This is a genomic window from Chitinophaga agrisoli, assembly GCF_008386695.1.
Lineage (GTDB): Bacteria > Bacteroidota > Bacteroidia > Chitinophagales > Chitinophagaceae > Chitinophaga > Chitinophaga agrisoli.
Genome location: NZ_VUOC01000004.1, coordinates 470,306 through 492,976 on the forward strand (window position 1 = coordinate 470,306; position 22,671 = coordinate 492,976).

Here is a 22,671-nt window from a genome sequence, read left to right on the forward strand (position 1 = left end):
TCTTTATAAAGGAAAAAGGGGTAGCCAGGCATTAGCTGTTAACTACTGTTAACGACTGTTAAATACTACTAACAAAATATACAGGCGATCTGATAAGCACAGTTATTTGCATGATCCGGCTATCCCTATACCACCTTTCTACTCATAGCCGATGGCATTATGTATTACGAACAGGAAAAACCATGAACAGAATAGCAGTCTTGATGGCGATGCTACTCATCGCCGGCGTGCGGCCCCTCTTGGCACAGCAGGACACCACTACCGCCGGGCTACCGGATAAATGGACACTGCAGCAATGCCTGGATTATGCACGGGCGCGCAATATACAGCTCAATACCCTGCGGCTAACGGAGCAATCGAGCCAGCAGGACCTGTTACAGTCCAAAGCAGCCAGACTGCCCAGTCTTTCCGGCACCGTATCCCAATCTGTTACCAATTCCAAGAACACCAACCCGGTGGTGGGCGGTTTCCAGACACAGTCCAGCCTGGCCAGCAACTATGCCCTTAACTCGCAGGTGATCCTGTACCAGGGCGGCTATCTGCGGAGCGATATCAAGGAAAAGGGCCTGTTACTACAGGCAGCCAACCTGGATGTATTACAGGCGGAGAACGATATTACCCTGCAGATCACCCAGGCTTATCTGAACATCCTGCTGGCTAATGAGAACATTATTTATGCCAAAGAGCTGGTACAGACTTCCACCGCGCAACTGGAACGCGGACAACAGCTGTTCAACGCAGGCAGCCTGGCCCGCAAGGACTTTGTGCTGCTGCAGGGCCAACAGGCGGCAGACCAGTACTCCCTGGTAACAGCAGAGAATAGCTACCGCCTGAACCTGCTGACGCTGAAGCAGATCTTACAGCTGCCCAGCACTTTTACTTTCACCATTGTGCAGCCGGACAGCCTGCGGGCCACTAAACCGGTACCCAGCCTGGAAGAAGCCCAACGGCAGGCATTGCTTACCCGGCCGGAAGTCAAATACGGCGAGGTATCCCTGGCCATTGCAGAAGTAGGCCTGGAGAAAGCCCGCTCCGGCTATAAACCCACCCTGAGCCTGGGCGCTGCTTTATCCAGCGGTTTTTCTGATAATAACTCCACCGCCTATTGGCAGCAGCTGGATAATAACTTTTACCAGCGCGCAGGCCTTACCCTGGGCATCCCCATCTTCAGCAACCGGGTAAACAAGACCAATGAGGCCAAGGCTAAAATATCCATAGACCAGGCTAAATTATCACTGCAAGGCACCAAAACGGCGCTGACGCAGGTGGTAGAGCAGGCATACATTAACCTGCAGAATGCGCAGGCGCAGTATACCGCTGCTCAAAGACAGCTGGAGGCGAATGAAGAAGCTTATCATATCAGTATAGAGCAGCTTAAAATAGGCGCTATGAATATTGTAGACCTGCAGGTGCAGAAGAACCTGTATGTGCAGGCGTTGCAGGCGTTTATACAGGCTAAATACAGCGCGATATTGAATACAAGGATCTATGAATTCTATATGGGGGAACCAGTGGCGGAGAATTAGTTGATGTGCAGATGTGCAAATATGCGGATGTGCAGATGAATTTATGTATAGATGAAATCTTAAGGTTATAAAAAAGACAAATCAGTTCAAATGAAGCGATATAAATGGTTGATCATAAGCATAGCCATCATATTGATAGTAGCTATCTGGTTCTGGAAGTTCAGGAGTAAAGCCGCACCGGTGCTAGTGGAAACGGAAAAGCCAACCTACGGGTTCATTGCCAATGCCATTACGGCCACGGGCACTATACAGCCGGTTGATACGGTGTCCGTAGGTACCCAGGTATCCGGCACCATCAAGTATATCTATGCCGATTTTAACACCACGGTAAAAAAGGACCAGTTAGTAGCGGAGCTGGATAAATCCCTGCTGCAGGCGCAGGTAGACCAATACAAGGCCAACCTTAGCGCAGCGCGGGATCAGCTGGCGTACCAGCAAAGCAATTTTGCCCGGCAAACGCAGCTCTTCCAGGTAGGCGCTATCAGCAAAGCGGATTTTGAAACGGCGCAGTTCCAGTTTAACAGCGCCAAAGCCAATGTAGCCGCCATACAGGCGCAACTGGCCTCCGCTACGCAAAACCTGGCTTATACAAACATTTACTCTCCTATTGACGGCGTGGTGCTAAGCCGGAATGTAAATATAGGCCAGACCGTAGCCGCCAGCTTCAATACCCCTACCCTGTTCATCATCGCCAAAGACCTGACCAAAATGCAGGTACAGGCCAGCGTAGACGAAGCAGATATTGGCAATGTGGAAAAAGGCCAGCGCGTAACATTCACCGTTGATGCTTTCCCGGACGATGTATTTAACGGCACCGTACAGGAAGTACGCCTGCAGCCCAGCACCAGCGCCAACGTGGTTACCTATGTAACCATCATTGACGCGCCCAATAATGATCTTCGCCTGAAACCGGGTATGACGGCCAATATCACCATCTATACCAAAGAAGTCAAAAACGCCATGCTGGTAAGCGCCAAAGCGCTGAAGTTCAAACCAGACTCCGCCCTGCTGAAAGACTATATTATCGTAGGCCGCGGCGATACCAGCCACGCGCGTAAAGAGCCCGGCTTTTACCGCAGCAAACGTCCGGATACGCTGAAAACAGCAACCGATACCAGCAAACGCCTTACCTCTCCGGATGAAGCAGCCCACCCTGCTTCCGTATGGCTGAAACATGGCGATACCATCATCCGCAGGCGCATCCTGACCGGCATGAATGATGAAACGAATGTGCAGGTAGTACATGGGCTGGATACATCAGATATTATTGTGAATGACGCCAGGCAGGTAACGAAAAAAGAGAAGGCCGCGGCTGCCAAAAGCCCTTTTATGCCATCAAGACCAAGAAGAGGGGGGAGATAATGTGCGGATGTGCGGATGTGCTGATGGATTGAAGCGGATAAGATGATTGCATGATGATTTAATGTGCAACTATGAACAACAGTAATAACAACAATAAGATACTGGAGATAAAAGAGCTCAAACGGGAGTTCCGGATGGGCACGGAGATCGTCCGGGCGTTGAAGGGCGTAAGCTTTGATGTATCCCCGGGGGAGTTTGTGACCATCATGGGTAGTAGCGGCAGCGGTAAAACCACGCTGCTGAATGTGCTGGGTTGCCTGGATAAACCGTCTGACGGCACTTACCTGCTGGATGGCGTAAATATAGGCCAGCTATCGCGGGATGAACTGGCCCGCCTGCGCAACCGGAAGATAGGTTTTGTTTTCCAGGCATATAACCTGCTGGCCCGTACCAGCGCCCTGGAGAATGTGGAACTGCCGCTTTTCTATAACTCCGCACTCACTGCCAGCGATAGAAGGGAACGCGCCATTAAGGCCCTGGAAGCCGTGAAACTGGCAGAGCGCCTGGATCACATGCCTAACCAGCTTTCCGGCGGACAACAACAGCGTGTGGCCATTGCCCGCGCCCTGGTGAACGAGCCGGTGATGATATTGGCGGATGAGGCTACCGGTAACCTGGATACCCGTACTTCTTACGAGATCATGGCGCTGTTGCAGGAGCTGAACCAGAACGGCAAAACGATCGTGTTTGTAACGCACGAGCCAGATATTGCCGCTTTTAGCAGCCGAACGGTTATGCTGCGCGATGGCCGGGTGATCAAGGATAGTAAGAACGAAAATATTAAGTCGGCGCGGCAGGCGCTGGCAGATTTGCCGGTAACGGATGATTATTGATGTGCTGATATGCTAATGTGCTGATGTGCTAATGAATCGAAGCGAATGTTGATGATTGAATGAAAATTAGCTTCCAATACGCAACCAGCATATTAACATACAGGATATTAACATTAGCACATTAGCATATCAGCAAATTAGCACATTAGACCATGAACTTCTTTAATCTTATACGTATTGCGTTAAGGGCCTTGCAGCGGAATAAGCTGCGGGCATTCCTGACAATGCTGGGCATTATCATAGGCGTGGGCGCTGTGATAGCCATGGTGGCCATTGGGCAGGGCTCCAAACAAAGCATACAGGACCAGCTGTCCAGTATGGGCTCTAATATGATCACCATACGGCCTAACAGTAATAGCACGGTAGGCGGCGGCGCGCGGCTGGATGCCACCAACCTGCAAACGCTGAAGCTGGAGGATGTACAGGCCATAGAACGGCAGGCTAAATTTATAACGGCGGTCTCACCGCAGGTATCCGGCCGGGGGCAGGCCATCAGCGGCGCTTTAAACTGGCCTACCTCTATCCAGGGCGTAGCGCCCAATTACCTGGATATACGCGATTGGGAACTGAAAGACGGCGTGCCCTTCTCTGATAACGATGTAAAAGCGGCCAGCAAGGTTTGCCTGATCGGCCAAACGGTGGTAGAGAACCTGTTTAGCGCCGGCGAAAGTCCCGTGGGCAAAACCATCCGCTTTAACAAGATCCCTTTTAAAGTGATAGGCGTATTGAGCGAGAAAGGCGAAAACGCTTTTGGACAGGACCAGGACGATATCATACTGGCCCCCTATTCCACCGTACAGAAACGTATCCTCGCCATCCCTTATATACAGAATATTTATGCGGCGGCATTGGATGAGAACAGCTCTGCACAAGCTACCGCAGAGGTATCGGAGATATTACGCACCGCACATAAGCTAAAGGCGACCGATGATGACGATTTTACCGTTCGTACACAGGCGGAGCTGATCAATACCTTTAGCTCTACCAGCCAGCTGCTGACAGTGCTGCTGGCGGCCATTGCGGGCATTTCACTGGTGGTGGGCGGTATTGGCATCATGAACATCATGTATGTATCTGTAACAGAGCGTACCAAGGAGATAGGTTTACGAATGTCCATTGGCGCCAGGGGGATCGATATCCTGTTACAGTTCCTGATAGAGGCGATACTCATCAGCATCACCGGCGGTATCATCGGTATTATACTGGGTATTACGGCATCAAGGCTGATCACCGTGTTCCTCTCCTGGCCTACGCTGGTATCAGAGAGCTCTATTGTGTTGTCATTCCTCGTGTGTACGGTAACGGGGGTGTTCTTTGGATACTATCCGGCGGTAAAGGCGTCACGGCTGGATCCGATAGAGGCGCTGCGGTACGAGTGATCATTTACAATCATAAAAGGAGCGGGCGTTGAACCTTATGGTTGAACGCCCGCTCCTTTTTTGTTAGTATGCATATCATTTCGCCATTGCGGTGATCTCGTCCAGCTTTGCACTAAACTTATTCATCGCTCCCGCTACTACCTGGATCTGTTCCTGTGCTTCTTTCCAGTTACGTTGTTCGATCGCCTCGCGGATGCCGGGGAGCGTTTTCACCCCATAACCCGTATAAAAACCCGGGGCATAAATGGTGTGTTTGAACCAGGGCCTTTTAGGCAGGCCTTGCGCTACCAACAGGCTTTGCTCCGCCTGGAACAACGCTTCGTTTACACGCTGCCGTGTACCTGCCGGCACCGTAGTATGCGATAAGGTATCGCTTAAGGCGCTGCTGGCCCTATCCAGCGTTACCAGGGCGTTCTGCAGGGCGGAGAAATCCAGGAACGGCACTTCCGCTTTGGCTACCGGCGCGGTAAAAGGTTTGGTAGGATCAGCCGCCAGCTGGTAAGTGCGGTCTTTGATCATTTTATTCTCTATCAGGGTGCTTTCCCGCAGCTGGTCTGCCTGGTCTGTGAGCTCTTTTACATAGCCGCTGATGGTTTTGTACAGGTCTGTGAAATCAAAAGGCAACACTTCCGCATCTGCCAGGCGCAGCACCGCATGACCGGCCACCTGGGCCAGGGCAACGCCATAGCTGAAGTCCGGGTCTTTAAACCGGGTATAATCATCATAAGAATCGTAGATAGAATGATACTCGCCGCCATCATCCTCCCCGCCAAAACCCAGGTTAAGGGAAGGGATGCCCAGGTGCTGGAAGAACGGGGAATAGTCAGAGCCGGAGCCCAATGCGCCCAGGCTCAGGGTTTTCTTCTCCATCACGTTCTTGCGGGCCGCAGGCGCAGCCATGACGATATTGGCCGCCCGTCTCCGTTCATATACGCTTACTTTGGTCTGCGGGTCTGTTACGTCTCTGGCAACACCGTCCATCAGCTTTGTGAGCGCATGCGAGCCGCCCGCGCCCAGGAAACCGCGGCCGTTACCGTCTGTATTAATATAGGCCACTGCTTTCTTTTGCAGCTCTGCCGCATGGTCTTCCACCCATTCTGTGGAGCCGATAAGGCCCGGTTCTTCTCCATCCCAGGCGCAGTATACCAGCGTGCGTTTGGGTTTATAACCTGCTTTTACCAGCCCGCCAATGGATTTGGCTTCTTCCAGTAAGGAGGCCAGGCCGCTGATGGGATCTCCAGCCCCGTTTACCCACGCATCGTGGTGGTTGCCACGTACGATCCACTCATCCGGGTATTCCGCGCCTTTCATGGTAGCCACTACATCATACGCGGGCACCATGTTCCAGTTGGACTCTACCTGCAGGTGCACCGTAGCTTTGCCCGGACCGGTGTGGTAGGTAATGGGCAGCGCGCCACGCCAGTCTTCCGGCGCTACCGGGCCTTCGAGCGCTGCCAGTAAAGGTTGCGCGTCATGATAGCTGATGGGCAGCACAGGTATCTTCAGGATAGTGGCCGCTAGTGAGCGCTCCAGGCGTTTAGCACTGGCCGTAGCGCCTTCGCCGGGCGTTAAGGGATCACCGGGATAAATGACCATATCCATCACGGAGCCGCGTTGTACGCCATATTCGCTTTTGAAGGCGCCTTTGGGGTATACTTCCCCTTCGTAATAACCGTCTTCTTTAGGATCAGAATAGATGATACAGCCAATAGCGCCATGTTCCGCCGCTACTTTTGGTTTGATCCCCCTCCAGGAACGGCCGTAGCGTGCAATGGCGATCTTGCCTTTAACACTTACGCCCAAACGCTCCAGGCGCTCGTAATCTTCCGGAAGGCCATAGTTCACGTATACCAGCTCCGCGGTCACGTTACCATCGCCGCCCCAGGCGTTATAGGTAGGCAGCTGGCCCTCCTGGCCGGAGGTAGCATCTTCCGGCAGGGCGGGCTCCTTTAGCAGGGCCTTGTATTTGGTAGGCGCTGTGAGCTCCAGTACCCTTGTTTTAGGTGTGGGGAACAATACCTGGTAAGTTTCTATGCGGGCATCCCAGCCGTAGCTTTTAAACTTTTCGAGGATGGTATTGGCCACTACTTTTCCTTCCGCAGAGCCCAGGTGATGCGGTTTGGCGGATAATGTCTTAATAGTAGCGCCTACATTGGCGCTGCTAAGCTGTTGGTCGAACCGGGTTTCCAACTGTGCGGTGGCTGTTTTCTGCTGAGCGGCTGCGGGATACAGGTATCCGAGCGCTACAACTGCCATGGCAAGCGTAATAGGTTTGTGCATCGTCATTAATTTGTTTCGCAGATGGTAAGAGATCGTTTAGATTTTGGTTGGCACGGGTTATCGTGTCCGTAGCATGTTAATAATACGCCGAATTAGGAGATTATGCAAATTAAATGGGATGGGTGATGGATGGCCAGGGTTGGCGTAAGCAGGGTTTAGCGCACAGGCTTTTATTGCGGTACCCGGCCGGTGCTATCTGGCTGCGGCGTGTGTACGCTATCCGGTAATGCGGGCGCGGCGGTGCTGTCTGTTACGGCAGTCCGGCGGGTGGTATCCGGTTTAATGCCATAGAGGATGCTATCGGCCTTGGCAGGAGAGATCTTTTCTGTAGGCGCATCCCGAGGCCCCTGGCTGGGGAGGACGCCCATCTTCTGCATATCCTGCCGTTCCTTTTTGCTGAACAGCTGCTGGGGATGTTTTTCCCGCCGCAGGCCTTCATCAAAACGGGATTCCGCGCCAATGGCGGGCGCCTGGTATATATGTTCCTTCTTCTGGAAAACGCTCCTGGAAAAAATGCCCCTGGAACAACTATACAGCAGAACGGCAAAAGACAGGATGGTTACTACACGCAGTGAAGAACGCATATGGCCTGTGTTTAATACGATTGGATATAATAATGACTCTTGGGTGTTAACGCGGGATTGGAAGGGTTTATTGTGCGGATGGGTGGATGGGCGGATGGGCACATCCACCCATCTGCACATTATAACACGATGGCTTCCAGTATATTATCGTTTGTTAAGGTGTAGAAGGTGGTTTTCTTTTTGCCATCTTTCGTGGAGTACAGCTTATTCCGGTTAGAGAAGTAATAGGTGAGTTTTGAATACCCAAACCATAGAAAGTCCATTTGCGGCACATTCTCCAGGAGCTTGCGCCGTTTTCCGCCCTGCAGGTCATAGGCGAACATGCTGCCGTTGCTGTTTTGTTTCTCGGATTTGTAGTATATCAAGTATTGATCATTCTGGCCCCAGCCGGCAGTATTAAGCCTATCCGCATTCACGAACCATTCCCTTTTACCGGCGCTGGCAACATCAAGGGTCCTGGCCGTTTCAGATTTAAGGTCATACACTTTCAGGTACTCCGTTTGCTGCGTTCCCTTATTAAAATTTTTGGTATCAATAAAGCTTAAGCGCTGGCCATTACGGGAAACCGTGAGATTAGTGATAGTAGTGCCTGGTGACAAGTAAATATCCTTACGGTCACCGGTGGTCAGGTTGATACGGACCAGCTTTACGCCGGGAGCATGCCTGCCGTTCAGGTCTGCATTCGCGTTCGTAGGGTTATAAGCCACATACGCATAATTGCCCCTTACTGCCAGTTCCAGCACGAAGGATAATTTTGATGCGATCAGTTTACTGGAGCCATTGGCGGAGTTTAGTTTGTAGAGATTCTCTCCATTTGTCCAGTAGATGATATTGCCGGCGCCTACGCCCCAATAGGTCATAAAGTCGATATTGGCGTTCTTTAAGACGGTATAATCGCAATGTAATTTTTTAGCGGTGCGTTTGTCGTGGTCTATTTGCACGAAATCTACGCCATTTTTGCCACTGGCTGAGAATAACCGGAGGAAGATCTGTTGGCTGTACAGACGGGTGCTGCAGGCTAATAATACTGCCAATAGGTAGTATTTCATAGGACTAATGGGATGAGTTAGTATTAATATCTGGTGGGCGAAGGTACGAAAATATGGGGCTTTGTGATAGCTTATCATGAAATAATATAAAAAAGAGCCCTGGATAACTCCATGGCTCTCATTATTTCAAGTAGATTTAAGCGTTCTATCATAGACTTTTGCATGATATCCTGTTAGTGGGATAAAAGCAATATGACAACTTAACGGTGTGGTATAGACACTACACAATATATGCCTAGCAGCACATTTGCTAATACAGCACAGGCAACTATTTTGTTAAAGGCCTTAGCATTTAAACTGCTACAATCGCCCGTGGCATGCCGGTAAAATACAATATAGAACAAAGTATACATTACATTAAGGCACAACAAATAAAGCACCACAAACGGCAGCATAAAAAAGCTCACAGCGGCGCTATTTAAAAACCTCATAAGTACCAGGCAAATCACACCCGTTATAACAGTGTAAATGTTAAAGATCATTCTGTGTGATTCCCACCATTTCCTTATTTCTTTATTCATGACAGTAATTAACATTAAAATCTTTAGTACTCCCGCATAAACAAATTGTGCTATTGAACAGGCAAATATTCCCCTTCAATAGCACAATCAATTATTTATGTTTAGCAAGATACGTCACTTCACCACAAATCCCTTCTCCAGCACCATCTCATTCGCATTCTTCCCAACTGCCACGGTATACTGTCCCTTGTACAGCTTCCACTGATGCGTATTCAGATCCCATTTCTGCAGATCGCTTACCGGTATACTTAACTCCACGGTCTGTTGTCCGCCCTTATTCACGGTCACACGTTTAAAGGCTTTCAGCTCTTTTAAAGGCATCCTGTCTACCTGTGGGTAACGGATATACACCTGTACTACTTCATCGCCATCATAGCTGCCGGCGTTTGTTACGTTTACGGATACACGGATGGTATCGCGCAGCTTATAATCGGCTTTAGGCGCCTGTGACCAGCCATAGTTAAAGCTAGTATAGCTAAGGCCAAACCCAAACGGATACTGTACCGGGCCGTTATAATAACGGTAGGTACGGCCTTTCATGCTATAGTCCTTATAGTCCGGCAGATCGCTGAGGGAGCGGTAGAACGTAACGGGCAGACGGCCAGAGGGCGATACCTTACCAAAGACGATATCTGCCAGGGCGCGGCCACCTTGTTCGCCGGGATACCAGGCCAGGATGATAGCGTCTGCATACGGCTCAATGGCAGAGATATCTACGGCGCTGCCGGCGGTCACTACCGCAATAAGCGGCTTTTTGTGCGCGGCACGCAGCTTTTTCATAAAGGCGATCTGTGAGGCAGGCAGGCTTAGCGTAGCTTTATCGCCACCGGAAGCGGACAGGAATGCATCTCCCTCCTCGCCTTCCAGCACGGGCGTGAGGCCTATAACGGCAATGGATACATCGCTGTTCTCAGCCGCCCATATACCGCCAAAATGTACGGTGTCCTTATAATCGCTGCCCATGTCATATTGTACCGCAGTAGCAGGGCCGGCGGCAGCGGCAATACCTTCTGCAAAGGTCACCAGGTTGCCATTGATGCCATGGTAGTTAGCCACCAGCGCATCCGGGGCGGCAGCATTGGAGCCCAGTACCATGATGGAGCTGTATTTCTCTGGTTGCAGCGGCAGTACGCCGTTGTTTTTGAGCAGTACCATACCCTGTTCTGCCGCTTTACGGGCCAGGGTAATATGATAATCGTTATGCACGCTGTCTGCGCCATAACGGTTATAAGGCGCCAGGCCGTTATCGTCGAACATGCCCAGTTTCATCTGGGTACGCAGGTTTTCTACTAACGCGCTGTCTACATCGGCTTGGGTCAGCATGCCTTTTGTTACGGCTTCTTTTACATCTTCTTGCAGGATAGTGCCACATTCCATATTTACATGGGCTTTTACAGCGGCAACGGCTGTCTCCAGGCGGGTGGGTATGGCTTTGTGACGCGCATAGATATCGTTCAGCGCGCCGCAGTCCGTTACCACCTGGCCATTGAAGTTCCATTCATCGCGCAGGATGGTTTGCAGCAGGGTTTTACCCGTGCAGCAAGGTTCGCCGTTTACGCGGTTATAGGCGCACATGACAGACGCCACATTAGCGTCTACCAGGTGTTTAAAGGCGTATAAATAAGTTTCGCGGAGGTCTTTTTCATCTATCAACACGTTAAACGTGTGCCGGTCTGCTTCCGGGCCGCTGTGCACGGCAAAATGTTTGGCGCAGGCGGCTGTTTTTAGGTGGGCAGGATCGGTACCCTGCAGGCCGGTGATAAAAGAGGTACCGATGGAAGCGGTCAGGAAAGGATCTTCGCCATAGGTTTCCTGTCCCCTGCCCCAGCGCGGATCGCGGAACAGGTTGATATTGGGCGTCCAGAAATCCAGGCCCATGTACCACAGGCGGCGGTTCATGGCTACGGACAGGTTATACTTCGCGCGAGCTTCGGTAGAGATGGTATTGGCCACTTCCTGTACCAGCGCCTGGTTAAAAGTAGCAGACATACCAATCGCCTGCGGGTAAATAGTAGCCTCGCCGGCGCGGGCAATGCCGTGCAGTGCTTCATTCCACCAGTTATAGGTGGGTATCTGCAGCCGGTCGATAGCCGGGTTCTGATAGCCTAATAAAGAGATCTTCTCTTCCAGGGTAAGCGCTTTCAGGAGGTCCTGGACGCGTGCGTTTACGGGTGCCTGCGCATTCCGGAATAAAGGTTGCTGCTGGGCGGTTACCTGCGTTATGGCCACCAGTAATAGCAGTGTTAAAAGTCTGTACGTTCTATTCAACATGAGAAAAATTTACGAGTTCACTGTAAGCGGGGAACAAAATAGGTAATCGTGGGTAATTAAGAAAGGGGAATCTGGCAGGTGGCAATAACAACCGGATAACATTTAGCCATCCGTTTAGCACACTATTTGCAGCTACCCTAATATGGAAAAGCATATCATCACCATCGTACTGAACGATAAGCCGTACCAGCTTTTTATTTCCATTGACCACCAGGAGGAAGAGATCACATACCGTGTAGAACCGGGCGCTGACGAGGCAGAACTGGAAGAAGTGATCCCTGACAAACTGGAGTTCAAAGTAAATGGGCATATTAAGTTTGACGAACGGCTGAAGACTGTGGAAAGCGAGCAAATAGCCCGCCTTATCTGGCAGGAAATACTGGACAAACTCAAGTAGATCCGCGCCTGTGGCGGAATGTAATAAAGCGGTATAAAGTGAGGCGCATACACACTCCTCCCTTTGTACCGCTCATTTTTTCCCGGCAGCCACAACGTGTATTTATTTCCTCATTATCGTATCTTTCTGCAAAACTCAACAGATGCAAGCAGGATTCATTGGATTAGGCAATTTAGGCATAGCCATAGCAGAAAATTTATTAATGCACCGCCAACCGTTATATGTATATAACAGAACGGCAGCAAAAGCGCAACCATTGGTAGAAAAAGGCGCGGTGATCTGTACCTCCGTAAAGGAACTGGCAGCTACCTGCGATGTGGTGATCAGCATCGTATCTGACGATGCGGCGCTAAGGCATATCACAGAAGGCCCGGAAGGCATTGCGGCTAATCTTAAAGCAGGCGGTATACATGTATGTATGAGCACCATCCTGCCAGCTACCGCTACCAGCCTGGAAATAGTACACCAGCAACATGGCAACCACTATATCACCGCGCCGCTGATGGGCCGCCCGGATGCCGCCAGGGCCCGGAAACTGAATTTCCTGGTATCCGGCGACAATGCCGCGCTGGAACAGGTAAAACCATTATTGACAGAAGCCGGCGGAGCCGCTATATGGGAATTTGGCGAAGCTGTGAGCGCAGGGGCTGCCGCCAAGCTATGCAGTAATTTCCTGGTGCTCTCCAGCGTAACGGCCATGGCGGAGGGGATCCAATTAGCCCGCCAGAGCGGTATTGATCCTGCACAATGGCTACAGATGCTGACAAGCACCCTTTTCAGCGGGCCGGTGCACCAGGGTTATGGCGCGGCCCTATTAAAAGAGGGCCATCAGCCGGCTGGTTTTAGCTTAAAGCTGGCCCTGAAAGATGCTAACCTTATCATTGCACAGTCACAAAATGCCCATGCTGCCATGCCGGTAGGCAAACAGGTGCAGACCTTGTTACAGCAGGCAGTAGCGGAAGGGTTTGGGGATTATGATGTAACGTCTGTTAAGGACGCCATACGGGATTAATGCCTGTATGCTGGTCTTTAGCCGCCGGGAAACAGTGACCGGCGGTTAAAGACCAGGTTTCGTTCCATCAACCTAATCCCGGGCCAAAAGGCTGCGGCGTATCTGCCGCCTGATCCTGGATGGCTTTCCAGATCTCCTCTGTAATACGCCTGCCTTCCAGGCTCATCACCTTGGGAGAGCATCCCAGGCCGTCTTTGGTCGTAAACAGGATCAGGTTATCGGGCAACTCGCCGTCAAAAAGGGTGGATAATTCTTTATCTGTGACATAATAGGCCGGCTTGCCGTTATAGGCTTCCTGCTCCACATGCAGATCATGCAAGCGGCCATTGATCTTTACATTGATAGTTTGGGACGACATGTGTGATGTTTAACTGAAAGGGCCACAAGGATCATTCCAGTCTCAAACTTTTCACGGGGTCCATCAACGCAGCCTTTATACTCTGGTAGCTAACGGTAAGGATGGTCATCAGCACTATTCCGGCAGCCGTTATTACAAATGCCCACCAGGGTAATGCCACATGGTAATTGTACCGCTGCAGCCAGGTATCCATGCTATAATAAGCAAGAGGCGCAGCAATACCAAGCGCGATGGTTACCAGCACAATAAAATCCTTGCTGAGCAGGCACCATACATTAAATACAGAGGCGCCCATCACCTTACGCACCCCTATCTCCTTAAACCGCTGCTCCGCCATAAAAGAGGCCATTCCAAACAATCCCAGGCAACTGATAAAAATGGCCAGGATGGCAAAACAACCCGCCAGCTTGCCGGTACGCTCCTCATTGCTGAATTTCTTTGCATACTCATCATCCGCAAAGCGATAGGAGAAAGGGCTGGCAGGCGCATAGATCTTACAGGCAGCTTCTATCTTACGCAGCGCTGCATGGGTGCTTAGCTTTGGATTGATGCGGAGATTGATATATCCCTCGTTATCGGGACTAATGAAGAATAACGTCTGTTTCATGGGATCATAGGGCGATTGCATGACCATATCCTTTACCACCCCAATTACGCTGAGCTCCCGTTTGCCCACGCGCAGGACCTGCCCTACCGGATCTTTAAGACCCATATATTTTACAGCGGCTTCGTTCAGGATCACGGCCGTTGAATCTGTGCGGAAAGCGGCGGAGAAATCCCTGCCGGCGGCTAACTGCCAGCCAATGGCTTTGCCATAGTCTGTTGTTACCCGGATATTGTTAAACTCAACACTCATATTAGGGTCTTTGCCTTTCCAGCTGACATCGCTCCGCTGGTTATTAACGCCGGTAACCGGGCTGGAAGACTCCGCGATGGCGGTAACGGCCCCGGATTGCAGCAGGTCAGCCTGCAAGGCATTAAAATGATCGTGCAGCTCATTGCTGCTGGTGGCTATCTGTAATAAACCGTCGCGGCTATAACCTACGGGGCGGTCCTTTACAAACTGTACCTGTTTAAAAACGATCATGGTACCGATGATGAGCACCGCGGACACGGTAAACTGCATCACCACCAGCACCCGGCGGGGCGTGGCCGCAAACCGGCCTGCTTTAAAAGTGCCTTTTAACACTTTTACCGGTCTGAACGAAGAGAGGTACAAAGCGGGATAACTGCCGGCTATCACGCCGGTAAACAGCGTAAAGCCGATACATATTAACCAGAACAGCGGGCTGCCCCAGCGGATAAACATGTCTTTCCCCACCAGCTGGTTAAACAATGGCAGCGTAAGGGCCACCATCAACAGGGATAATATAAATGCCAGCACGGCCACCAGCAGGGACTCTGCATAAAACTGCCCTACCAGCTGCATCCGCAGGGATCCAATGGCCTTGCGGATGCCCACCTCTTTTGCCCGTTTCTCGCTACGGGCGGTGCTAAGGTTCATAAAATTGATACAGGCCAGCAGCAGCACAAATAAACCCAGGATCCCAAACAGCCATACATACTGCACGGCGCCGCCTTTATTAATACCATTCTTAAACGAGGAAAACAGATGCCATTTGCGCATGGGCTGCAGGAATATTTCCGTTTGCAGGCCGGCCTCACCCGGCGCCTTGCCCCGCATGATATGGCTGATCTTCTCTGATACCCGGTCCATATCCGCATGATCGGTTATCTGCACATAGAGCAGGAAATAATCGTCTGTCCAATCTGTAGCCGCCCGCGCCAGCCAGTCTTCTGAATTTATATAATAATCCCAGGGAGCTATAAAATCAAGGTTGTGTAAAGTAGTGTTCCGGGGCAGGTCTTCATACACGCCGGACACCAGGAAACCGGCTTTGTTATCGATCCTGACCATTTTGCCGCTGGGGTCTGCGGCGCCAAACAATGCGGTGGCTACGGATTGGGAAATAAGCAAACCGGAAGGGCCTTGCAAACCTTTACGGGAGCCTTTTAGCATCTGCAGTCCCAGCATCTCCGGCGCATCTGATCCCATATAGCTGCCACGGTAGGATACTTTTTTCTCGCCGGCGCTCAGCACATGACTATCTGCCCAGCTGGAGACCACGATGTGTTTAAAATCGCTGCCGTATTGCTCCCGCATAGCGGCATGCAGCGGCAGGGGAATGGCCGCGCCGGTGCCTATATTCCCATTCACGGTGCGGTGTTGCATTACCTGGGCAATGCGGTCATAATTGCCGTGGTAGCGGTCAAAAGAAAGCTCGTCCCATACCCACAGGCCTATCAGCATAGCTACGCCCATGCCCACGGCCAGGCCGGTAATGTTTATGAAAGAGTGTGCTTTGTGTTTGCGCAACCCGCGCAGGGCAGTCCTGAAATAGTTCTTCAGCATAATGGCGGCATTAGGCCAGCGGATGTTCAAAAAAAATGCCTGACCAATGGCTGCTTATCAATCAACCATTTACGTTATACACGCTGTGCAGTAACGTCCATTTCCGGACAAAGACTGTCCCCAGCCGTACATCACCAGCTCATAACGACCCTTACCCCTTCGCTGCGGTTGATGAACATCACCAGGGCGGTATGCGTATCCTCGTCCCATTCTATTTCTATCTCCTCCGGCTGTTCGCCGGGTCCCGCAATGGTCACACTGGTAGGCTCCGCGGGCAGCAATACGCGCATAGCGTTCTGCGTGCCGGAAGGGCTGCGGGCCACAAAAGAATAGCTATGATCAGAAGGCCTCTCCTCCTCGTATACACGGGCAGCGCCGCATAATACTTTAGGATGTTTACGGTCCTTTACCCGGTTCAGGTTATAGAGATAGGCCTGTTCACCGGGGCGTACCACTTTCTCTGCCAGCACAGGCAACCCGGGATCAAATAGGTCGATCACCGGGCCAGGCAAATGCAGGGGTTGGGTACTTATGCTTTCGTCCATTACGGCGGCAATATCATAGGGGCCGCGTTCTACATAAAAATAGTGTTTGGTCTCCAGCGGACCGGCCTTCGCATCCTGCTCATAGGCCTCGCTAACAAGACGCACAAATTCGCCGTCTTTGCCGGGCTCCAGCACCAGTTCCTTAGGATCCTGGCGGATGATGAATACGGAGCCTTTGCCGCAGGTATAACGGGTGGTACCTTCTACCGGCAGGATGCGCAGCTGGATGAACAGGTCTTCTGAAGGAGCGCTGTAATGCAGGTTATCGCTGTTCCACCATTCCTTTACCTGCTGGAAAGGATCGTTATCCCGCCCGTAATAGATCAATACCCCGCCTTTCTCTACCCATTCCGTCAGGTATTTATGTACTTCCTGCGACTGTGGTTTCATATTGGAATAGCTCATGATGAGCACCTTCAGATCTTTAAGGGTGGCGGGGAAGGATAGGTTCTCCATATGCACCATCTCTACCGGAACGCCTTTTTTGAGCAGTGGCAATGCCATACCATAGAAATTAGACAGCTGCGGATCCTCATAACTGGCATGGGTGGGAAAACGCTGGAACATCAGGGAATTGCCCATCAGCACACCGATTCCTTTAGAGCCGTTCACCCGGTTTTTGGAAGCCGGCAGGTCGTTGAGGGAGTTAACCATTACCTGCATCTGCGTTGCGTAAGCAGGCGCAATGGGCTGCGGTTCGTTCATCCCTTCCACCTTGAATTTACCCAGGTAGATGCGGTTAGGCCAGGGCATTACCTCAAAATGGTCTACGGCGGGGTACATGATCTCTGCGGTAAAAGTAGCCTGGTAATTACGTTTATAATCATCCCAGCTGCGGCGGGCGTCTTCGATTGGATCTGTGAGGAAATACATCTGCCGGCCGGTGGGCGCGGTCATGGATAACATAGTGCCATATTCCAGGAAGGCGTTCTCGAACACCCTTTCCTTTTTTACGCCATTATAATACACCGGCTCCCGGGAGGTGCCGGTCCATACCTGCGCAATATACCCATCCATACCCGGCAGGGCGGCCAGGCTGGCTTCCGGGCTTACAATCTGCCAGGAGGCGTAGTTGATCAGGGAGTGGGTAGGCACAAAACACTTTACGGTGCGGCCCAGGCTTTCGCCATAGGATTTAGCGTAGGCAAACACTTCCTTTAAGGCATTGAAATATAAATGGTATTTAAGCTTGGACGAGAGATAGGTGGCCTCCGGCGATTCGTGCTGGGCCATCCAGGGAAAACCATAGAACTTTTGCCATTCCCGGTCAAACGCAGCGCCATACCCGGCCCTGGCCCAGAACTCCGGCTCTTCCAGGTAGATGGTGGTAATACCGGCGTCTATCACCTTTTTGATGATGGACTTCATATACTGGAGATAATTGGCGGAAGGCAGGATATACGGCACATTATGGCCATGCCAGATGGTATCGCCGCGGCGCTGGATCTGGGCGTCTTCCCAGTGGGTCTTGCCATCGAATTTGCCCATAAAATAATCCTGGTACTCGCCCCAGGCAATGCCCGTCATGAACTGCACATTATAACCCTGGGCGCGGTACCCCTGCACCCTTTCCAGAAAATCCGGGCTCATACCGTATACAATAGCGATATCTGAGCGCACATCATAGGCCGGTTTCCAGGGCGCCGCGATCTGGAAAGAGGTTTTTTCTTTCAGCTCCTGCGCCTGGGCGGAAAAAAACAGGCAGCAACAGGCAGCGATCAGGATACATCTCAACGTTGGCACAGTCAATGGGTTTTATAAGTGATGGTTCCGGTTAAAAAAACAAGATACAAAATCCGCTGGCTTGTCTACAAAAACGCCCCTCTCATCTACTACTTTGCCGGCAAGGCCCTGCTATGGATAAATTTGTTAACTTATAGCTGCATCATGAAGAGCACAAATGCTACATACGGTATCCTTGCGTTACATGTACTTATCTGGGGCGCGCTGCTGGCCCTGCCCCATCTGCTGATCAGCAGCGGACAAACAGCCCCGGGCACCCTGCCGGGGGATTTCTGGCTGATCAGCAGCCTGATACACATCGGGGCCTTTTACCTGAATGCCTATGTGCTGTATCCCCGCTGGATGACCCGGCAGCGCTGGTGGCTGTACATCCTGAGCCTGGTGGCCATTGTGCTGGGCGTTAACTATATTAAAATTGGCATACTTACTACTTTCTACCCCAGCATCCCAATCGGCGGCTCTACCCGGCCTATGCTGTTTTTCCCGGTCTTCCTGTTCCTGGTAGCCAGTATTGTATACCGGCTGGTGATCGATAAGATCCGTTATGAGAAAACGCAGAAGGAGCAACAGGCGGCCCAGCTGGCTATGGAGCTAAAGTTCCTGCGCTCGCAGATCAGCCCCCATTTCCTGTTCAATGTGCTCACCAACCTGGTATCCCTGGCCCGGAAAAAGTCTGACCAGATGGAGCCTTCCCTTATTATGCTCTCTGAGCTGATGCGGTACATGCTCTATGACTCTGAAGGAAAAAAAGTGCCGCTTGATAAGGAAATTGCCTATCTGAAAAGTTATATAGAGCTGCAGAAACTGCGTTTTGGGGATGATACCCGTATTACGACCGAGATTGAACTGGCGGACAATGGCCACCATAGTATTGAGCCCATGCTGCTGATCCCTTTTGTGGAAAATGCCTTTAAACACGGCATTGGCTGGATCGAAGACCCGTTCATCTATATAAAGCTGGTAGTGGCGGAAAACCGGCTCACCTTCACCGTTAAGAATAAGTTCAGCGCCAATGGCGCCACTGACAGCAAAGATAGCAATTCCGGCATAGGGCTGGCCAATGTAAGCTCCCGGCTGAAGCTGCTGTACCCGGACCAGCACATACTAGCCGTGCAGCAGGAAAATGATATCTTCGTTACCGTACTAACCTTACAGTTAAAATGATGCAATGCCTGGCCATAGACGATGAAAAGCTGGTGCTGGAACTGTTGGAAGATAATATCCGGCAGGTGCCTTTCCTGCATCTTGTAAAATCCTGCCGCAATGCCATGGAGGCCACCGCTATATTACAAAACACACAGATTGACCTGTTATTCCTGGATATCCAGATGCCGGGGCTGAACGGGTTGCAATTCCTGCAAACCTTGCCCCACCCGCCCATGGCCATACTGGTAACGGCCTACGAACAGTATGCGCTGGAAGGTTATAACCTGGATGTAGTGGATTACCTGCTGAAGCCCGTATCGTTTGAGCGTTTTATGAAGGCCTGTAATAAGGCCCATGACCGTTTCCGGCGGCAGCAGCTACCGGCCTCCCCTGCCCCGGCGGAAACAGCGCCGGATCATTTCTTTGTGAATGTGGAATACTCCCTGGTAAAGGTGACGCTGGCGGATATACTGTATATAGAGGGGCTGAAGGATTATATCAAGATCCATGTAGCCTCCTCCAAAAAGCCGGTGATCACCCGGATGAGCATGAAAGCCATTGAAGAGAAACTACCCCCTGCCCAGTTTGTGCGTACCCATAAGTCCTTCATTATTGCCGCCCCGCGTATTACAGCTATTAAGCGGGACCTGGTTTGCCTGGGTGAGCTGGAGTTGCCCCTGAGCGAGTTTTATAAGGGGAATTTGGAGAAGGTGATCAACCGGTAACAAAAAGTTGCTGCCTGCTATAAGGCCATCAATTTTAACGACCTGCGCACGCTGAACCCCCAACCTGCGGGTGGATAGCGCCCTGCAGGATAAAAAAGGCTACTCCGCGGATATTGGTTTCCGTAAAAGCACGGGCCTGCTGCATTTTGATGTGAGCCTGTTCCTGATCAATTACAACAACAAAATAGGCAGTATCCTATCTACCGATACCGTAAACTTCCTGATCTATAACCTGCGCACCAATGTGGCGCAATCCCGCCATTACGGGCTGGAATCTTATGTAGAAGCAGATGTATGGCGTTGGTTGCATGGCCTGCAAAGCAAGACCAGCGTAATGTTGTTCTCTAACTTCTCCTTGATCAGCGCTAAATATGTACATAGCAAGGAAACGGTGATAGAAGGCAAGCGGGTAGAGTTTGTGCCGGATGTGGTATTTAAGACAGGGTTAGCGTTGCGCCGGCCTAAATGGGCGGCCAGTTACCAGTTCTCTTATACCGGGAAACAGTATACGGATGCCACGAATGCTATTTTCACGGCAAATGCAATAGATGGCCTGGTGCCGGGATATAAGGTGATGGATCTTTCTGCCGAGTATCATTTTAACCGCATGTTTACGGTGAGCGGGTCTGTGAATAATTTGGCGGATGCCAGGTATTTTACGCGGCGGGCGGATAGTTACCCGGGGCCTGGGATTGTGCCGGCAGATGCAAGGAGTTTTTATGTGACGTTACAGGTGCATTTGTAAAGGTAATACCACAGACGTTACTAACATAATACGGCTATGAGATACAAAAGATCCTCATAGCCGTATTAGCTAACATTAATTGCCCGCAGCGATGCTGCATTTAATTTAACGGCAGGTAAGCCTCCACTGACGCTTACGCTTACATTGCCATTCTAATGCCAAAGGCATCCTGCAATGCTCTTTTATAGATTCCCGGGCCTCAATAACCGCGTGATATAAAAACTGAGTACGAAACTAGTCAAACATACAATATGGATCAGGAAGCTAATACTCTTCAAATCCAGTCCTGCAAGGATTTCCTTTATTAACTCGAGCGTTAGGAACTGATTAGCGAATATCAGTGGGAAAATATTGATCAATACTATACAAACAAGTGCTCTTATGAGTACCACTCCCTTGTCTTCTGCAATTCTGTTTTGCACAAAAAATCGTATCAGCTGCACTACAATCATACCCAAAACCAACTCCGCAATATAAAACCAGAATAGATATGACAATATCTCAAATGATACAATATTGAAAATAAATTTTGCCAGTAGTATTATAAGCAAAGCACATACATGGTATACTACAATAAACAAAAAAAGATTTCTCATAGTGTTTGACTTAACATTCCTGCCATAATGATCATTACTTTCATCAACGTATTTATTAACAGCTTTCACCTGGTTGTCTTCCACCCTATCGGCCGACTTCATCCTTTCATAGACAGAAAACAGGCTAATATACATGCAACTGAAACCATCAGCCAGGCAGTTGTTTTACGCATTCTTTAATCAGTCAGATTTTGGGTGGACAAGTTTCATCACAGGCTGCTTTATGTATTCCGTTAATAAGTCTGTTAACAATGACTGTAAATTATCGCCATCCCGCCTGATCATCTTCTTTTGTTTCTCCACTGGGAACGTTATAAATATTGTATACTTTTTTTCAGTCCTGGCCCCATCCATTTTGATTGTCAAAATATCCTCATTTGCGCCTACCAATTCCACGCATTCCATCAGCTTTTCGATGGAGATATTGTCAACGGCTAGTATCTCTTTTATCTTGTTTATGTAGGTTAGCATATTTATGTTGCGATAAGGACTGTAAGATATAATTATTTTATATTGATTGATATAGCCGCTCTCAGGTCATATTGTTATTAGTTTTTACCCTTAATATCAGCGTCACAGTCAGGAAAGTAATCAGGATAACCACTATCCCCCATCCCCCTTCCTCTGATTCCGCTATCCAGTGCAGTGTAACCGTCCACCAGGATGGCGATGATCGTATTACGCCGATTGGCGCTGTTACTACATCGTTAAACAACCGCTCATCCATCTTCCTGGTAACCGGCTCCTCCGGCTCCTCCATGAAATAGATATCCTCATTCAACACCACATACCACTGCGCCCGCTCAATGGCCAGGATATTCAATACCCATACAAAATCACCATACGTGGCATCTGCTGTAAATTTAAAATGTACGCCACGGACGGTGTCGTTACGAGCCATTATCTCGCGGACAGACAATTGCGCAAAATCCAACCTGATCCTATTATATGCCTGGTTGCCCGTAAGTACGATATCTACGTAATTACGCTGTGGGGGAAAATGGCCCCCGGCATCCATTAACCATTCCGGATGTGCTTTAAACAGGGGCGCTATCATGATAAAATCCATTGTACGGGGCCGCGGTTCCTGCTGGAACAACGTACACAGGATCAATACAAAGGGCAGGTAAATAAAGCTGATAATGCCCGGGGTATAGAAGATCTTCCGCCATTTATAAATATTCAT

At 50.4% G+C, this 22,671-nt stretch carries 18 protein-coding genes; 9 read left to right on the top strand and 9 right to left on the bottom strand.

Annotated features, from left to right (window positions below; all coding sequences use genetic code 11):
• Positions 1–182 precede the first annotated feature (182 nt).
• From F0L74_RS21100 to F0L74_RS21115, 4 genes are all read left to right on the top strand, one after another.
• Positions 183–1,526 (top strand): TolC family protein, encoded by a 1,344-nt coding sequence (locus F0L74_RS21100; RefSeq protein ID WP_149839896.1) that lies wholly within the window; start codon positions 183–185, stop codon positions 1,524–1,526.
• 90 nt (positions 1,527–1,616) lie between these two features.
• Positions 1,617–2,888, top strand: coding sequence for an efflux RND transporter periplasmic adaptor subunit (locus F0L74_RS21105; RefSeq protein WP_149839897.1), 1,272 nt, complete (start codon positions 1,617–1,619; stop codon positions 2,886–2,888).
• Between the two features lie 71 nt (positions 2,889–2,959).
• Complete coding sequence (locus F0L74_RS21110) at positions 2,960–3,721, top strand: ABC transporter ATP-binding protein (RefSeq protein WP_149839898.1); 762 nt, start codon at positions 2,960–2,962, stop codon at positions 3,719–3,721.
• Positions 3,722–3,873: 152 nt separating this feature from the next.
• Entirely contained in the window at positions 3,874–5,100 is a 1,227-nt protein-coding gene (locus F0L74_RS21115) for an ABC transporter permease (protein ID WP_149839899.1), read from the top strand.
• 75 nt (positions 5,101–5,175) lie between these two features.
• On the opposite strand, the gene F0L74_RS21120 is transcribed toward F0L74_RS21115, so the two are convergent.
• The 4 genes from F0L74_RS21120 to F0L74_RS21135 all read right to left on the bottom strand — a co-directional run bounded on the left by F0L74_RS21120 (position 5,176) and on the right by F0L74_RS21135 (position 11,805).
• Positions 5,176–7,380: a transferrin receptor-like dimerization domain-containing protein gene (locus tag F0L74_RS21120; RefSeq protein ID WP_149839900.1), complete on the bottom strand. Its 2,205-nt coding sequence runs from the start codon at positions 7,378–7,380 to the stop codon at positions 5,176–5,178.
• A 170-nt stretch (positions 7,381–7,550) separates the two neighbouring features.
• Positions 7,551–7,964: a hypothetical protein gene (locus F0L74_RS21125; protein WP_149839901.1), complete on the bottom strand. Its 414-nt coding sequence runs from the start codon at positions 7,962–7,964 to the stop codon at positions 7,551–7,553.
• Positions 7,965–8,083: 119 nt separating this feature from the next.
• Positions 8,084–9,013 carry a hypothetical protein gene (locus F0L74_RS21130; RefSeq protein WP_149839902.1) on the bottom strand — a complete coding sequence of 310 codons (930 nt, stop codon included), beginning with the start codon at positions 9,011–9,013 and terminating at the stop codon, positions 8,084–8,086.
• A gap of 635 nt (positions 9,014–9,648) precedes the next feature.
• Positions 9,649–11,805 (bottom strand): glycoside hydrolase family 3 N-terminal domain-containing protein, encoded by a 2,157-nt coding sequence (locus tag F0L74_RS21135; protein WP_149839903.1) that lies wholly within the window; start codon positions 11,803–11,805, stop codon positions 9,649–9,651.
• A 142-nt stretch (positions 11,806–11,947) separates the two neighbouring features.
• Between F0L74_RS21135 and F0L74_RS21140 the strand changes: the two genes are divergently transcribed.
• Together F0L74_RS21140 and F0L74_RS21145 are read left to right on the top strand one after the other, a co-directional pair.
• Complete coding sequence (locus F0L74_RS21140; protein ID WP_149839904.1) at positions 11,948–12,202, top strand: hypothetical protein; 255 nt, start codon at positions 11,948–11,950, stop codon at positions 12,200–12,202.
• Positions 12,203–12,344: 142 nt separating this feature from the next.
• Entirely contained in the window at positions 12,345–13,214 is an 870-nt protein-coding gene (locus tag F0L74_RS21145; RefSeq protein WP_149839905.1) for an NAD(P)-dependent oxidoreductase, read from the top strand.
• A 67-nt stretch (positions 13,215–13,281) separates the two neighbouring features.
• On the opposite strand, the gene F0L74_RS21150 is transcribed toward F0L74_RS21145, so the two are convergent.
• The 3 genes from F0L74_RS21150 to F0L74_RS21160 all read right to left on the bottom strand — a co-directional run bounded on the left by F0L74_RS21150 (position 13,282) and on the right by F0L74_RS21160 (position 18,273).
• Entirely contained in the window at positions 13,282–13,572 is a 291-nt protein-coding gene (locus F0L74_RS21150; protein ID WP_149839906.1) for a hypothetical protein, read from the bottom strand.
• Positions 13,573–13,603: 31 nt separating this feature from the next.
• Positions 13,604–15,985, bottom strand: a complete 2,382-nt coding sequence (locus F0L74_RS21155; protein WP_149839907.1) for an ABC transporter permease — start codon at positions 15,983–15,985, stop codon at positions 13,604–13,606.
• Positions 15,986–16,116: 131 nt separating this feature from the next.
• On the bottom strand, positions 16,117–18,273 hold the full coding sequence (locus tag F0L74_RS21160; protein ID WP_246197783.1) for a hypothetical protein: 2,157 nt from the start codon (positions 18,271–18,273) through the stop codon (positions 16,117–16,119).
• 144 nt (positions 18,274–18,417) lie between these two features.
• Between F0L74_RS21160 and F0L74_RS21165 the strand changes: the two genes are divergently transcribed.
• From F0L74_RS21165 to F0L74_RS21175, 3 genes are all read left to right on the top strand, one after another.
• On the top strand, positions 18,418–19,437 hold the full coding sequence (locus tag F0L74_RS21165; protein WP_149839908.1) for a sensor histidine kinase: 1,020 nt from the start codon (positions 18,418–18,420) through the stop codon (positions 19,435–19,437).
• Positions 19,434–20,144: a LytR/AlgR family response regulator transcription factor gene (locus tag F0L74_RS21170; RefSeq protein WP_149839909.1), complete on the top strand. Its 711-nt coding sequence runs from the start codon at positions 19,434–19,436 to the stop codon at positions 20,142–20,144. Before F0L74_RS21165 ends, F0L74_RS21170 begins: the two co-directional genes overlap by 4 nt.
• Positions 20,145–20,214: 70 nt before the next feature.
• Entirely contained in the window at positions 20,215–20,889 is a 675-nt protein-coding gene (locus F0L74_RS21175; RefSeq protein WP_188316098.1) for a TonB-dependent receptor, read from the top strand.
• Positions 20,890–21,665: 776 nt separating this feature from the next.
• Here F0L74_RS21175 and F0L74_RS21180 read toward each other — a convergent pair.
• Positions 21,666–21,956: a hypothetical protein gene (locus F0L74_RS21180; protein WP_149839911.1), complete on the bottom strand. Its 291-nt coding sequence runs from the start codon at positions 21,954–21,956 to the stop codon at positions 21,666–21,668.
• Between the two features lie 61 nt (positions 21,957–22,017).
• On the bottom strand, positions 22,018–22,671 hold the full coding sequence (locus tag F0L74_RS21185) for a hypothetical protein (RefSeq protein ID WP_149839912.1): 654 nt from the start codon (positions 22,669–22,671) through the stop codon (positions 22,018–22,020).

What these genes read in the sequence shown, in the direction of transcription:
- F0L74_RS21145 (WP_149839905.1), top strand. Translation starts at nt 12,345, where the DNA reads ATGCAAGCAGGATTCATTGGATTAGGCAATTTAGGCATAGCCATAGCA.
- F0L74_RS21135 (WP_149839903.1), bottom strand. Translation starts at nt 11,805, where the DNA reads ATGTTGAATAGAACGTACAGACTTTTAACACTGCTATTACTGGTGGCC.
- F0L74_RS21150 (WP_149839906.1), bottom strand. Translation starts at nt 13,572, where the DNA reads ATGTCGTCCCAAACTATCAATGTAAAGATCAATGGCCGCTTGCATGAT.
- F0L74_RS21180 (WP_149839911.1), bottom strand. Translation starts at nt 21,956, where the DNA reads ATGCTAACCTACATAAACAAGATAAAAGAGATACTAGCCGTTGACAAT.
- F0L74_RS21105 (WP_149839897.1), top strand. Translation starts at nt 1,617, where the DNA reads ATGAAGCGATATAAATGGTTGATCATAAGCATAGCCATCATATTGATA.
- F0L74_RS21165 (WP_149839908.1), top strand. Translation starts at nt 18,418, where the DNA reads ATGAAGAGCACAAATGCTACATACGGTATCCTTGCGTTACATGTACTT.
- F0L74_RS21100 (WP_149839896.1), top strand. Translation starts at nt 183, where the DNA reads ATGAACAGAATAGCAGTCTTGATGGCGATGCTACTCATCGCCGGCGTG.
- F0L74_RS21125 (WP_149839901.1), bottom strand. Translation starts at nt 7,964, where the DNA reads ATGCGTTCTTCACTGCGTGTAGTAACCATCCTGTCTTTTGCCGTTCTG.
- F0L74_RS21130 (WP_149839902.1), bottom strand. Translation starts at nt 9,013, where the DNA reads ATGAAATACTACCTATTGGCAGTATTATTAGCCTGCAGCACCCGTCTG.
- F0L74_RS21110 (WP_149839898.1), top strand. Translation starts at nt 2,960, where the DNA reads ATGAACAACAGTAATAACAACAATAAGATACTGGAGATAAAAGAGCTC.
- F0L74_RS21115 (WP_149839899.1), top strand. Translation starts at nt 3,874, where the DNA reads ATGAACTTCTTTAATCTTATACGTATTGCGTTAAGGGCCTTGCAGCGG.
- F0L74_RS21155 (WP_149839907.1), bottom strand. Translation starts at nt 15,985, where the DNA reads ATGCTGAAGAACTATTTCAGGACTGCCCTGCGCGGGTTGCGCAAACAC.
- F0L74_RS21170 (WP_149839909.1), top strand. Translation starts at nt 19,434, where the DNA reads ATGATGCAATGCCTGGCCATAGACGATGAAAAGCTGGTGCTGGAACTG.
- F0L74_RS21120 (WP_149839900.1), bottom strand. Translation starts at nt 7,380, where the DNA reads ATGCACAAACCTATTACGCTTGCCATGGCAGTTGTAGCGCTCGGATAC.
- F0L74_RS21185 (WP_149839912.1), bottom strand. Translation starts at nt 22,671, where the DNA reads ATGAATATTTATAAATGGCGGAAGATCTTCTATACCCCGGGCATTATC.
- F0L74_RS21140 (WP_149839904.1), top strand. Translation starts at nt 11,948, where the DNA reads ATGGAAAAGCATATCATCACCATCGTACTGAACGATAAGCCGTACCAG.